Consider the following 12581-nt stretch of genomic DNA (forward strand, 5'->3'; position numbering starts at 1 on the left):
CGAACCGCCCAGTGCGGCAATAGGTATCGGTATGTCGAGCCGCAGCCAGGAGGCTGGAGCATGAGCATGTGGTGGTCACTCCATCTGCGGCGCGAAGCTGCGAGCGTTCCGCTCGCCCGTCGTTTCCTGCTCGGCACCATGGAGACCGCCGGCGTGGATCCGGACATCTCCTTCGATCTGTCGGTCGCGCTCAGCGAAGCCTGTGCGAATGCCGTCGAGCACGGCGGGGACCGGAGAGACGTCGATGCCTCCGGCGCCCCATGGGACACATGGGACGCCTGGGACGAGCAGTCCGGTTCGGCCTCCGGGCAGTACCGGGTCACCGCGTATCTGGACGGCGAGAAATGCCGTATCGAAGTCGCCGACTCGGGGCCCGGTTTCCCCGCGCGGTGCGCCCTTCGGACTGCTGATCAGCCGCAGTCGGATCAACATCAGCAGCAGTTCCTGCCGCCCGTCGACGCCGAGGACGGCCGGGGGCTCTGTCTGATCGAGCAGCTCGCCGATCATGTTCACTTCGGCAACCGGCCGGGCCGTGGCGCGGTGGTGAGCTTCGACAAAGTTCTGAAATGGCGGGAGGGCGCCCTGCTCATGGTGTCCTGAGCAGAGCGCCCTCCGGCGCACGGGTGCGGATTCCTGGTGGTCAGCCCTTGAGCTGGGCCATCCAGGCCTCGATCTCGTCGGCCTGGCGCGGCAGCTTGTCGGAGAGGTTCCGGTTGCCGTCCTCGGTGACGAGGATGTCGTCCTCGATCCGGACGCCGATGCCGCGGTACTCCTCCGGCACGGTCAGGTCGTCGGCCTGGAAGTACAGGCCCGGTTCGACGGTGAGGCACATGCCGGCCTCCAGCGTCCCGTTGACGTACGTGTCCGTGCGCGCCGTGGCGCAGTCGTGGACGTCCATGCCGAGCATGTGGCCCGTGCCGTGCAGGGTCCAGCGGCGCTGGAGACCCAGCTCCAGGACCTTCTCCACGGAGAGGTCGCCCAGCAGGCCCCAGGCGACGAGCTTCTCGGCGAGCACGCGCTGCGCGGCGTCGTGGAAGTCGCGGAAGGCCGCGCCCGGCTTGACGGCGGCGATGCCCGCCTCCTGGGCCTCGTACACCGCGTCGTAGATCTTCCGCTGCAGCGGCGTGAACGTGCCGTTGATGGGAAGGGTCCGGGTCACGTCGGCGGTGTAGAGGTCGTTGGTCTCGACGCCGGCGTCGAGGAGCAGCAGCTCGCCGGAGCGCACGGGGCCGTCGTTGCGCACCCAGTGCAGGGTGGTGGCGTGCGAGCCGGCCGCGCAGATCGAGCCGTAGCCGATGTCGTTGCCCTCGACGCGGGCGCGCAGGAAGAACGTTCCTTCGATGTAGCGCTCGCTGGTGGCCTCGGCCTTGTCGAGGACCTTCACGACGTCCTCGAAGCCGCGCGCGGTGGCGTCGCAGGCCTTCTGCAGCTCTGCCGTCTCGAAGGCGTCCTTGATCAGTCGCGCCCCGGAGAGGTAGACCTGCAGCTCCTCGTCGCGCTCCGCGGTGACCTTGTCGGTGAGCGCGGCCTCGATGCCGGCGTCGTGGCCGCGGAGGTTGCGGACCGGGCCGGTGGCCTCGGTCAGCGCGGCCGGGAGCTCGCGTACATCCTTCGCCGGGAGGCCCAGCAGCTGCTCGGCCTCGGTGAGGGAGTGGCGGCGGCCGACCCACAGCTCGCCCTGTCCGTCGAGCCAGAACTCGCCGTTCTCCCGGTTGGAGCGCGGCAGCAGGTAGATCGTCGCCTCGTGGCCGTCGTCCTTCGGCTCCAGGACGAGCACACCGTCCTGGGTCTGGTCGCCGGTGAGGTACGCGTACTCGGTGGACGCGCGGAAGGCGTACTCGGTGTCGTTGGCGCGGGTCTTCAGCTTGCCTGCGGGAATGACCAGACGCTCGCCGGGGAAGCGGGCGGACAGTGCGGCGCGGCGGTCGGCGGTGTGACCGGCCTGTGCGATCGGCTCGAGGCCGTGCAGCTCGGTGTCGGCCCAGCCCGACTTCATGCCGGCGGCGAGCTCATCGGAGACGCCCGGGTACAGGCCGTTCTTCCGCTGCTTGACCGTCTCGGTCTCTTCGGTCTCCGGGTTCTCCGGGATGAGCTCCTCAGACACGGCTTGACTCTCCTTGATACGACACTGGATCTCGTCCATCGTACGGGCGCACGGAAGGGGGCCCAGGGCCGTAGGGCCTCTTACACACGGAAGCCGGGAGACACCGCTCAGCCGAAATGATCGGTTCAGTCGAAGCGCGCGGCGAGGATCACGACGTCCTCCGTGCCGTCGGCCAGGTCGAGCCCGTCCGGAAGGACGGTCCGCAGGACGTGGTCGGCGATGAACCCGGCGTCGTGACGCAGCGCCCTCGGCACGCTCGCGGCTGCCGAGTGCAGCCGTGCGAACGCCCGGTCCATCGAGTCGCCGGTACGGCGCAACAGCCCGTCGGTGTAGAGCAGCACGGTCTCGCCGGGTGCCAGGGCGATTTCCACGCTCGGCGCTTCCCAGCAGGCAAGCATGCCCAGGGGGGCGGACAACGAGGTCTCGACGAACTCCGTGCGCCGGCCGCCGATCACCAGCGGCGGGGTGTGCCCTGCGCCGGCCAGCAGGATCCTGTGGCGCGCGGGTTCGCAGTAGGCGAAGAGCGCGGTCGCGGACCGGGCGGGTTCGGTCAGCCGCAGCAGCAGTTCCAGATCGGACAGGACGGCGACCGGATCCTCGCCCTCCATCACCGCGTACGCCCGCAGGCCCGCCCGCAGCCGGCCCATGGCGGCCAGGGCGCTCGGCCCGGAACCGCCCACCGAACCGACGGCGAGACCGAGTGCGCCCTCCGGCAGCGTCAGCGCGTCGTACCAGTCACCGCCGCCGCGCGGTGCCGTGCGATGGCGGGCCGCCAGCTGTACTCCGGTGACCCGGGGCAGTCGGCTGGGCAGCAGCTCCTCCGTGATGGTGGCGATGTCGGCCCTGGCCCGTTCCAGCTCCAGCAGCCGGGCCAGATGCTCACTCGCGTAGCCGGCATACAGGCCGACGAGATGGCGTTGGCGCTCCAGCGGCTCGGCGGGCTCGTCGTACAGCCAGACGGCTGCGCCGAGTCGTCCGGTCGCTTCGGTGGTGATCGGCAGGGCGTAGCTGGCGGCGTATCCGAGCCGGGCGGCGACCTCGCGGTGGCGGGGGTCCACGCTTGCGTCGCCGAGAAGGTCAGGGCTGGTCAGTGGGGTTTCGGTGGCCGGAAGACCGTCCAGGATCCGTCCGTACGAGGTGGCGCTGCGCGGCACCGTCTCGATGTGCCCGAGCTCGGCATGGGCGAGCCCGAGACCGATGGTGGAGACCGGGCCGCGACGGTCGGAGGGTTCGAACACGATCAGTCCGCGGCGGGCGCCGACGAGAGCCGCGCCGGCATCCAGAAGTTCGTGCAGTGCATCGTCGAGGGTGCTGGTTCTGGCCAGTCGCTCGGTGAGTTCATGGAGCGTCGTGAGGTCGGACACCCAGCTGGCCAGGCGGTCCTGGATGAAGGCTCCCGGTGCGGCGGCCACATCGGCCAGGGGCCCGGCAGTGTGCGCTGAAACAGGAACCGGGGGATCGATTCCAGCCACTTTCGGCAGGTGAGGGGCGCTCATGGCAACCGGCTTTCCGACCAGTGCGTTTCGTCGAATAGCATCGCAAACCCCCATGTCATTCTGCGCCGCTATCAGTGCATCCACATGTACACGCACAAGTGAGCCGATGTCCAGCATTGTCCCTACGGCATTTGTGGTGTCCGTGGGACCAGCAAGTTGGCCAAAAAATGCACCCTATGGCGGCTAATTGCGGTCGACTGGGTCTGGCTCGACAGGAGGTGCCCGCGGGGGAAGTCCCGGCGGGAGCGTCATTCCGGGCCTGCGGGGTACGTAATCGGTGAGGAACCAGGGGCAGTTCCGGTCGCCCCGGAACCTGGCAGAGAGCCCGGGCGTCCTCACTACGACGACCGCGCCCCACCCCCGAGTGGCGAGGTTGTGCACCATCGGACGGCAGGCGCGATGCGCGCTGCCCCTCGCCATGCTTTTGGCTGGACCTGGCTCAGCTCGACTCGGCTCACGCTCGGTACCGACGGGTGACCCCGTACCGCAGATATAGAGAGCATGTACGCACGGTGAAGTGCTGCATACGTGATGTGACGCACGCGTGATGTGATGTGGCCCTCGGCGTTCAACGGAAAGGAACGAGCGCTCATGCGCGAGATCCTCGGAAGGCGACGCAGGCTCCGGCTCCGGCGCAAGACAAGGCCCGCTCAGCTCGACGCGGCCCTGACGTGCGCCACTGCATGGCAGTGGCCCGTGCTCCCCGGAGTGGGACTGGACGCAGCCGGTGGCCGCGGTGACCGTGGCCGTGGCTGTGCCTGCCCGGATCCCGAGTGCGCCGTACCCGGCGCACACCCCTTCGACCCCGGTCTCCTCGCGGCGACCACCGACGAGCGCATGGTCCGCTGGTGGTGGAACAACCGGCCGACCGCGCCGATCGTGCTGGCCACCGGTGGCCGTGCCCCGTGTGCTCTGAGCCTGCCGGCCGTGGCCGGTGTCCGGGCGCTGGCCGAGCTCGACCGCATGGACATGCGGCTGGGCCCGGTGGTGGCGACACCGACGCGGTGGTCGCTGCTGGTCGCCCCGTACACCCTCGAGCGGCTGGGTGAGCTGTTGCATGCCAAGGAGTGGGTCCCCAGTTCGCTGCGTTTCCACGGTGAGGGCGGCTATCTCGTCCTTCCCCCGTCGGGGGTGGGTGCGGGACAGGTGCGCTGGGAGCGGGCTCCGCTGCCCGGCTCGGCGACGCCCTGGCTGCCGGACGTCGAAGCTGTCCTGGACGCACTGGTCGAAGCGAGCACCAGCGCTCCAGGCGGCGGCAGTCGACTCGCTTACTGACGGGCGCGGCTGCCGGGGCCGGTGTGTGAGCGGTTCGGTGGACGGCCCGGGGCGGATCGGCTCACTCCTTCGGGTGTGAGCCGATCCGGGTTCTGCGGTGCGCGGGCGTGGTCCACCCGGCTACCCCCATGACGCCGACATCTTCGGCGCAGCGTCAGGAATTCCCGTCGGCCGACAGGTAGGACCACCGTGAATCTCCGCATGATCGTTATGGCGGGTGTGGTGGTGTCCGCCGTCGTGCTTCTGCTCGTGGCTTCCGCCGAACCCACGGAAAGCCCGATTCCGTACCCGGCCATGCAAAGTCTGCCTATGCAAAGTCTGATGTCGACGGGCTTTCTGATGCACCTTCCGAAAAAGGTTCGGAGGGCATGAGGGGCACTCTCGCAAAAGGATCTTCGGACGGGAGTTTCGGTGGGAGACTTCTGTCCCATACCGACCGCTCCCGTGAGGCCGGGGTGGTCCCCGGACTCGGCGTCGCCGGCCCAGGCACTGCCGGTTCCGCTCCGCGGACCGTTGCCCGCTGCGGCCCCGAGCTGATGTCCCCCGAGGGAGTCGAGGCGCAGACCTGCGTCATGACCGAAGGAGGGGACATCTGGGCGCGCAGCTCCTGCCGCAATACGACGGGTGGCGAACTCCGTTCCGTACTCACCCTGATGGGGCCCGGCGGCTGGACGGTCGAAGTGCGCTGCACAGTGGACGCACAGGATGAGCCGGGGGTCTGTGAAACGCCTCTCGTCGCATGGAGGCCTCGACGCGTACACGGCAGTGGCTGAGTACGCGGGTGAGGGGGCGGCCGAGGAGGCGCCGCTTCTGCTGAGGGCCGGCTCCAATCCGGCGTCCCCTGCGGCGGGTTGACCGGTCCACAGGTGCTGTGCGCCGGGCGCCGCCCGCTCCGTGGACCGCGTCGCGCGCCGAGTCCGGGCATGAGAATGCCCGGTCGCTGGCGACGGGGGATGCACCAGCGACCGGGCTTCTAGAACGGTAACAAGAGATCTGCCGTGCGCAAATTCGATCTCACGTATTCGGACAGCGATTTGCCTGCGGGTATGACAGATGTGACGCGAGTCACCTGGCTGCCCGCAGGGGTCGTCACGTCCGCCCGGTCAGCTGAGCGTCACCTGGCGGTTGGTGAGCCCGCCACGGGCCCGGCGCTCCTCGGCGGTGAGCGGGGCGTCCGAGGCGAGTGCCGTCGTCAGCCGCTCCGCGAACTCGGCTGCGGGCTTCTCGCACTCCTTTGCCCCCATGGCGCTCGGCAAGTCCCAGACCGGAACCATCAGCCCGTGCGCGCGGAAGGAGCCGACCAGCCGGGTCCCTTCGCCGAGCGAGGAGGTGCCGGCGGCGTGCAGCCGGGCGAGCGCGTCGAGCAGCTGCTCCTCGGGGTGCGGCATGACCCAGCGCAGGTGGTTCTTTTCCGGGGTCTCGCACCAGTACGCGGCGTCCACCCCGGAGAGCAGGACGGTTGGGATCGCCGCTTCGTTCGCGCGTTCCAGGGACGCGGACACCTCGGGCGTGGCGTTCTCCGTATCCGGGACCCAGAACTCGAAGCCGGAGTGGACGACCGGCTCGAATGCCGCTTCCGGGTCGAGCAGGTCCTGCAGGCGCGGACCGTCGGCCGGCACGCGGCGGGCGGCGACGGGCGAGCCGGGCTCGGCGGTCAGTGCATGCTGGAGGGTGTCCGCGAGGTCTCGGCTGAGGTCACCGGAGGGGGTGTCGTTCTGCAGGGCGACGAGGACAGAACCGTCGTCGCGGCGCAGTGCCGGCCAGGCCATCGGCAGCACGGTCGCGAGCGTCACGGACGGCACACCCTCGGGCAGCCCGCTCTTGAGCGTCAGTTCGACGGTGGCGGCGGGCACCAGCTCGCGCAGGGCGACCCAGTCGCACTCGCCCGCCAGGCCCTCGAAGGGGCGGTGGACCAGCTCGGTCACAGCCTGGGCGGCAGCGCGGCCGTGACACGCCTTGTAGCGGCGGCCCGAACCGCACGGGCAGGGCTCACGAGCCCCGACCACCGGGATCTCTCCGTCCTTGAGTTGCTGCTTCCCGGCCTTGGTCTGAGGGCGCTTCTTGGCCATGGTGGGCTTTCTCCCGATTGCGACAGTGCGGTCTGGGCCGCGAGCCTAGCGGCCCGTGTCGGGTACGGGGCACAGACGCCCGGGCGCCTGCGTGTACATACGCCGGAAGGTCGGCCGGGACATCAGCCGGGATGCCGGTCGGCACGCGGTCCCCCCGCCGGTCCGGGCGGGGGTCTGTCCGCCCGGGTGGCGCCTGTGCCTTGCGTCCGGAACGCCCGCAACGGGTGTGTCGGTGTCAGCCCGCCTCGTCGAAGGCGTCGGCGAAGTCCAGCCCGTCGAGCCCCGGCACGTGTCCGTTCCCGGCCCCATGACCCTCGCTGACCACCACCCAGACAGTGACCTCGCCGGACGAGCCGTCGCGTACGCCCCACTCCTCGGCGAGGGCGCTGATGATGTTGAGCCCGCGTCCGCCGCGTGCCGTCACCGAAGGAGTGGCCGGAATCGGTCTGGTGGGACCGCCTCCGTCGGTCACTTCGACGGTCAGTTCGCCTGTTCTGTCGACGCGCCATGCGGCGCGGACGTCACCGTCACCCACATCCGTGTGTCGCCCCAGCGGCCTGCCGTGTCGACAGGCATTGCTGAGAAGTTCGGAAAGGATCAACACTGCATCGTCGACGACCGAATCCGACACCCCGTAGCTGCGCAACTGCTCGCGCATCCGGTGCCGCGCCTGGCCCACGCCCGCAGGGCCATGGGGTACGGCCATGCTCGACGACGTGGGCACTTCCTGTGCCACCACCAACGCCACCCCCGAGACCTCCTTTGCCCCACGCCACGGAGTGAATGCCCTCCTGGACTGGGCCGGAAACCGGCCATTGGTCTGCCAGTGACGCACTCGTAACGATCGAATACAGATCGAATGCGCCGGTGTACTCCCTGTAACTGATGTTAAAGATGACCCAGTTGCGACAGGACCTGTTTTGGGCGATTCGTGATGATTGCCTCGACGCCCAGACGGGTGCAGAGCTCGACGTCCTCCGGTTCATCGACCGTCCAGACGTGCACGCGGTGGCCCGCGCGGTGCAGTCGCTCGATGTAGCCGGGGTTACTGCGTACGATCCGCAGGCCCGGACCGGCGATCCGGGCACCGGCGGGCAGCCGCCCGTCGCGCAGCCGCGGCGAGACGAACTGCATCAGATAGACGGTGGGCAGGGTGGGTGAGGCGGCCTGGATGCGGTACAGGGAGCGCGCCGAGAAACTCATGATCCGTACCGGTGAGGGGCCCTCCGCCGGTGGAGTGTCGAGCCCGTACCGCTTCAGGAGGTGCAGCAGCCGTTCTTCCACCTGTCCGGCCCAGCGCGTGGGGTGCTTGGTCTCGATCGCCAATTGCAGGGGGCGCCCGGCGGCTCGCGTCTCGACGACCAGCTCGAGCAGTCGCTCCAGCGTGAGTACGGAGGTGAACTCGCCCGGCACCGGGTCCCAGTCCGGAGACTCCTCGCGGTCCTTCCAGGAGCCGAAGTCGAGTGCGGCGAGTGCGGAGAGCTCCAAGGCGGAGACGGCACCCCGCCCGTTGGACGTGCGGTTCACCCGGCGGTCATGGACGCAGACGAGGTGGCCGTCGGCGGTGAGACGTACATCGCACTCCAGGGCGTCGGCGCCGTCCTCGATCGCCTTCCGGTATGCGGCCAGGGTGTGCTCGGGTGCGTCGTCGGACGCTCCGCGGTGTGCGATGACCTGAATGGGGTGGTGCGGGGTGTGCTGCCGTGCGTGGGTCACCACGTCATCGTGTCACCGTGGGGCGACGGGCGCGTGCACCTCGCGACGAGGGACCGTTTTGCCGGATATAAAGATTGGTGTGCGGACGCACAGGTCCTGCTTACAGTGGCCTGACAGGTCATGGGAAAAGCTGGCTTCAGGCACGTGTACAGCGGATCTCTTGCCGAAACTGATGAGGAACCGAGGAGTAAAGAGCTGTGAGCACAGAGAACGAGGGCAACGAGGGCACCGCGGCTCAAGCCGTTCCGTCCGTTCCGTCCGCACCTCCCGTGCCGGCCGCTGCTCCTGAGGGCATGCCTGCGTCTCCGCCGGCGCCCGCAAGCCCGGAATCGTCGGAGGCGACGGCAACGGAGCAGTTCCAGCAGCCGGAGCATCCGTCTCAGCAGCCCGAGCGCTCGAATGACTGGCCGCCGCCGCAGCCGCCGCAGTCCCAGCCTGCGGGTAGCTGGCCGCCGCCCCCGGCCGCTGTTCCCACGTACGCCCACGGTGCGGGTGGTGACGGTGGTCCCGTGTGGGGCGCCCCCGGCCAGCTGCAGACGCCCGGAGCCCCGCGCAAGCGGCGAGGTGGCGGCCTGGTGGCGGCGGTGGCAGTGGCGGCGCTCGTGGCGGGCGGTATCGGAGGCGCCCTCGGCTACTGGGCGGCCGACCGGAACGACAGCAACTCCTCCGATTCGACCACGGTCACGGCGTCCAACCCTCAGGTCCTCAAGCGCGATCCCGGTACCGTCGCGGGTGTCGCGGCCAGGGCGCTGCCGAGTGTGGTCACCATCAACGCGCAGAGCGGCGACGGCGAAGGCGGCACGGGTACCGGTTTCGTGTACGACAAGGAAGGCCACATCCTCACGAACAACCACGTGGTGGCCTCCGCGGCGAACAGCGGCCTACTCACGGCGACGTTCTCCAACGGCAAGAAGTACGACGCCGAGGTGGTCGGCCGCGCGCAGGGTTACGACGTCGCGGTGCTGAAGCTGAAGAACGCACCGTCGGGTCTCACGCCGCTCGCCCTCGGAAACTCGGACCAGGTTGCGGTCGGTGATTCGACGATCGCGATCGGTGCGCCATTCGGTCTGTCCAACACGGTCACGACGGGCATCATCAGCGCCAAGAACCGTCCGGTGGCCTCCGGCGACGGTTCCGGCGGCAGCAACTCGTACATGAGCGCACTGCAGACCGACGCCTCGATCAACCCGGGCAACTCCGGCGGTCCGCTGCTCGACGCGCGCGGTGCGGTCATCGGCATCAACTCGGCGATCCAGTCCACCAGCAGCAGCGCCCAGTCGCAGGCGGGGTCCATCGGCCTCGGCTTCGCGATCCCGATCAACCAGGCGAGGAATGTCGCCCAACAACTGATCAAGACCGGTCAGCCGGTCTACCCGGTGATCGGTGCCACGGTCACGATGGACGAGCAGACCGGCGGAGCCGTCATCTCGGACCAGGGCTCGGGCGGCACCCCGGCCGTCTCGCCGAACGGTCCGGCGGCCAGGGCCGGTCTCAAGGCGGGCGATGTCATCACGAAGTTCAACGGCTCGGTGATCGACAGCGGCCCGACCCTGATCGGCGAGATCTGGACCCACAAGCCGGGCGACAAGGTGACGCTGACGTACAAGCGCGGCGGCAAGGTGTCGACTGCCGAAGTCACCCTGGGACAGCGCAAGGGCGACAACTGACCGGACCGTTGTCCGCAGTTCGAAAAGATGCAGATGAGGGGGTGCCGAGCGATTCGGCGCCCCCTCGTGCGGGCCGCACGCGCGTTTTCCTTCCCCGGGTCAGCGGATCGCTTCACCCACATGGTCTTACGGGACCATTCAATCGGGCAGCTTCACGCGCCTGCGATGCAAGGCCCTGTGCCTGCCCCGTCCTTGAAGACGTGACGCCAGATGAATCGAGGGGGGACGGCGAGGATGACAGCGACGACCGCGATGCCCAGGCCGGCTCGAGCACCGAGGGCGCACACGCGACTCAGACACATGCGATGGTGGTCGTCGGTCCAGGCGCCAAGCAAGGCTGCCCCGAAGAAAAGCGCAGTGCCAGGGACGGCAGCGAGGGCGAGGAGCAGGCGGACCCGCAGGGTGATTCACCTCCGCCGCTCTTGGTGCACCAGGCCGCCATGGCGTCCCGGCCACCGCCAGATCACCCCGGCTGACACCGAGACGCGGATCCGTTCCGGCGGAACCCGCCTTCAGCGGGTCAGCTATGCCGCTGAAGGAGGCCGTAGCATCCTCTGGCCAAGGTTCCACGGCCGAAACGATGAACCGGTACGCTGTAAGCGCTCCGCCCCAGGTGGGACGGGGCAGGGGTGGGTTGCCCGAGCGGCCTAAGGGAACGGTCTTGAAAACCGTCGTGGCGCGAGTCACCGTGGGTTCAAATCCCACACCCACCGCACCGATGTCAGAGAACTGACTGGTCAGAGGGCGGGTCCCGGATTCGGGGGCCCGCCCTCTGCGTTCATCCTGTCCCACCCTGGCCGCCCGTATCCCGGTGCTGACCAGTGCGTATGGGCCATCTGTGGGCCAGGATTCGCGGTCTACCCGCCGTTCAGCCCCTGCTCGATCAGATGGTTGGCCCGCGACTGCTGGCCGCGGAGGATCTTGGCGTAGAACCGGAATAGCACCGTGAGGCTGTGCCCCGCCCGCCGCGCGACCTCGATCGGGTCTACACCGGAGTTGATCCATAGCGACACCCCGGCGTGCCGGAGCGAGTACGGCACGTCCGCCAGCGGGGTGCCGGCTTCTTCCTCGGACAGCGCTTTGACCCGCGCGGCGTCCCAGAGGTCGCAGTACTCGGTCGACCGCACGCGGCCGCCCTGGGCAGCGCGGAACAGCCGGCCGTCCTCGGCCACGCCGTACCTCTCCTTGTGCTCGCACAACATGGCCGTGAGTACCGGGGGAATGGGCACCGACCTGGTCGCCGTCCGAGCGCGGCGCTTCAGCCCGCGCTCCTCGAACGACTGCCCGTCATCGGTCCATCCCGAGCCGACCTCGGGGCGACTGCCGGCGAGGATCAGCTCGCCCCAACCGGCCTCGGACAGTCTGCAGTCCGAGGCGCGCAGGGCCGCGATCTCCGGCGGCCGCATGGCCGCGTACTACAGGCAGCCGAAGAAGCCGGCCAGGTGCTCCCCGCGCTCGCCGTTCTGCCGTACGGCCTCGATGAGAGCCGCGGCCTGCTGAGGGTTGGGGACATACCGGAAGTCGACCTCGTCGTCCTTGTCGGGGGCCGTCCAGTCCACCCGGAGCAGCGGATTGGCCGCCAGGATGCCGCGCTCCACCGCGTACCACAGGACGTTGCTCAGCGCCATGCGCTTACGGCTCACGGTGTTGTCCGAGGCCGGGTTGCCGTCGAGCTTCCGGGACAGCGCGTCCAGGGCGGCGCGGAGCCGCTCCGAACGGTCGACCTCGGTCATCTTGACGGTGTTCTCCGCGATCCAGGCCAGGGCCGCGGCGATGTCCTCGGGCGGCTCCTCCACCTCGTGGCGGGCCCGCAGGACGTTGTCCGTGTCCTTGACCGCCCGGAACGCCCATCCGTAGAGGGCGCGGCGCAGGACGGGGGCTGCCGGCGCCCCCCGCGAAGTGGAGGTGAACGCGGGCGCGACGGTGGCCAGCGTCTCGGCGATGCTCGCGCGGTGCTTGGCTGCGGCCTTGGGCCACTTCATCAGCGCGTAGGCGGTGCAGTGCTCGAACCAGGTGGGCGTGGTCAGGGCCTCGAACTCGGAGGCCGGCAGACCGGTGTGCTCGTCGAACTGCTCCCGGCTGCGGAGCGCGGCCAGTAGTTCCGAACGTCGGCCGTCAGCCTGGGGCTTGAGCTTGAAGCTCCGTGAGTGCGCGCGCTCGCCGACCCTCCATCGGAGCTCGAAGGGCTTCGGCCGATTCTTGCGCTGCCTGATGGACCAGATGTCTACGTCGTACGTGAGCATGTCTCTCCAGC

The 12581-nt window shown here is 69.2% G+C and carries 10 protein-coding genes and 1 tRNA gene; 4 read left to right on the forward strand and 7 right to left on the reverse strand.

Features of this window, described 5'->3' with window-relative positions:
* Nucleotides 1-60: 60 nt before the first annotated feature.
* Entirely contained in the window at nucleotides 61-600 is a 540-nt protein-coding gene (locus tag AB0N06_RS03725; protein ID WP_366133209.1) for an ATP-binding protein, read from the forward strand.
* A gap of 40 nt (nucleotides 601-640) precedes the next feature.
* On the opposite strand, the gene AB0N06_RS03730 is transcribed toward AB0N06_RS03725, so the two are convergent.
* Complete coding sequence (locus tag AB0N06_RS03730) at nucleotides 641-2104, reverse strand: aminopeptidase P family protein (protein WP_366133134.1); 1464 nt, start codon at nucleotides 2102-2104, stop codon at nucleotides 641-643.
* A gap of 125 nt (nucleotides 2105-2229) precedes the next feature.
* Nucleotides 2230-3717: a PP2C family protein-serine/threonine phosphatase gene (locus tag AB0N06_RS03735; protein ID WP_366133135.1), complete on the reverse strand. Its 1488-nt coding sequence runs from the start codon at nucleotides 3715-3717 to the stop codon at nucleotides 2230-2232.
* A 474-nt stretch (nucleotides 3718-4191) separates the two neighbouring features.
* On the opposite strand from AB0N06_RS03735, the gene AB0N06_RS03740 reads away from it, so the two are divergent.
* Nucleotides 4192-4875 (forward strand): bifunctional DNA primase/polymerase, encoded by a 684-nt coding sequence (locus tag AB0N06_RS03740; protein WP_366133136.1) that lies wholly within the window; start codon nucleotides 4192-4194, stop codon nucleotides 4873-4875.
* A 1103-nt stretch (nucleotides 4876-5978) separates the two neighbouring features.
* Here AB0N06_RS03740 and AB0N06_RS03745 read toward each other — a convergent pair.
* The 3 genes from AB0N06_RS03745 to AB0N06_RS03755 all read right to left on the reverse strand — a co-directional run bounded on the left by AB0N06_RS03745 (nucleotide 5979) and on the right by AB0N06_RS03755 (nucleotide 8660).
* Nucleotides 5979-6944 (reverse strand): DUF5926 family protein, encoded by a 966-nt coding sequence (locus tag AB0N06_RS03745; RefSeq protein ID WP_366133137.1) that lies wholly within the window; start codon nucleotides 6942-6944, stop codon nucleotides 5979-5981.
* A 235-nt stretch (nucleotides 6945-7179) separates the two neighbouring features.
* Nucleotides 7180-7779 carry an ATP-binding protein gene (locus tag AB0N06_RS03750; protein ID WP_366133138.1) on the reverse strand — a complete coding sequence of 200 codons (600 nt, stop codon included), beginning with the start codon at nucleotides 7777-7779 and terminating at the stop codon, nucleotides 7180-7182.
* A gap of 53 nt (nucleotides 7780-7832) precedes the next feature.
* Nucleotides 7833-8660: a glycerophosphodiester phosphodiesterase gene (locus AB0N06_RS03755; protein WP_366133139.1), complete on the reverse strand. Its 828-nt coding sequence runs from the start codon at nucleotides 8658-8660 to the stop codon at nucleotides 7833-7835.
* A 197-nt stretch (nucleotides 8661-8857) separates the two neighbouring features.
* On the opposite strand from AB0N06_RS03755, the gene AB0N06_RS03760 reads away from it, so the two are divergent.
* Both AB0N06_RS03760 and AB0N06_RS03765 read left to right on the forward strand, forming a co-directional pair.
* The gene (locus tag AB0N06_RS03760; protein WP_366133140.1) at nucleotides 8858-10327 is read left to right on the forward strand and encodes a trypsin-like peptidase domain-containing protein; all 1470 of its coding nucleotides are present in this window, start codon (nucleotides 8858-8860) and stop codon (nucleotides 10325-10327) included.
* 628 nt (nucleotides 10328-10955) lie between these two features.
* Nucleotides 10956-11040 (forward strand) — tRNA-Ser (locus AB0N06_RS03765).
* A gap of 144 nt (nucleotides 11041-11184) precedes the next feature.
* Here AB0N06_RS03765 and AB0N06_RS03770 read toward each other — a convergent pair.
* Together AB0N06_RS03770 and AB0N06_RS03775 are read right to left on the reverse strand one after the other, a co-directional pair.
* Nucleotides 11185-11733, reverse strand: coding sequence for a hypothetical protein (locus AB0N06_RS03770; protein ID WP_366133141.1), 549 nt, complete (start codon nucleotides 11731-11733; stop codon nucleotides 11185-11187).
* A gap of 9 nt (nucleotides 11734-11742) precedes the next feature.
* Nucleotides 11743-12570 carry a hypothetical protein gene (locus tag AB0N06_RS03775; RefSeq protein ID WP_366133142.1) on the reverse strand — a complete coding sequence of 276 codons (828 nt, stop codon included), beginning with the start codon at nucleotides 12568-12570 and terminating at the stop codon, nucleotides 11743-11745.
* Nucleotides 12571-12581: the final 11 nt, after the last annotated feature.

Origin of the sequence: Streptomyces sp. NPDC051020, from assembly GCF_040683105.1 — a bacterium.
Classification (GTDB): domain Bacteria; phylum Actinomycetota; class Actinomycetes; order Streptomycetales; family Streptomycetaceae; genus Streptomyces.

What these genes read in the sequence shown, in the direction of transcription:
- AB0N06_RS03725 (WP_366133209.1), top strand. Translation starts at nt 61, where the DNA reads ATGAGCATGTGGTGGTCACTCCATCTGCGGCGCGAAGCTGCGAGCGTT.
- AB0N06_RS03735 (WP_366133135.1), bottom strand. Translation starts at nt 3,717, where the DNA reads ATGCTGGACATCGGCTCACTTGTGCGTGTACATGTGGATGCACTGATA.
- AB0N06_RS03740 (WP_366133136.1), top strand. Translation starts at nt 4,192, where the DNA reads ATGCGCGAGATCCTCGGAAGGCGACGCAGGCTCCGGCTCCGGCGCAAG.
- AB0N06_RS03745 (WP_366133137.1), bottom strand. Translation starts at nt 6,944, where the DNA reads ATGGCCAAGAAGCGCCCTCAGACCAAGGCCGGGAAGCAGCAACTCAAG.
- AB0N06_RS03770 (WP_366133141.1), bottom strand. Translation starts at nt 11,733, where the DNA reads ATGCGGCCGCCGGAGATCGCGGCCCTGCGCGCCTCGGACTGCAGACTG.
- AB0N06_RS03775 (WP_366133142.1), bottom strand. Translation starts at nt 12,570, where the DNA reads ATGCTCACGTACGACGTAGACATCTGGTCCATCAGGCAGCGCAAGAAT.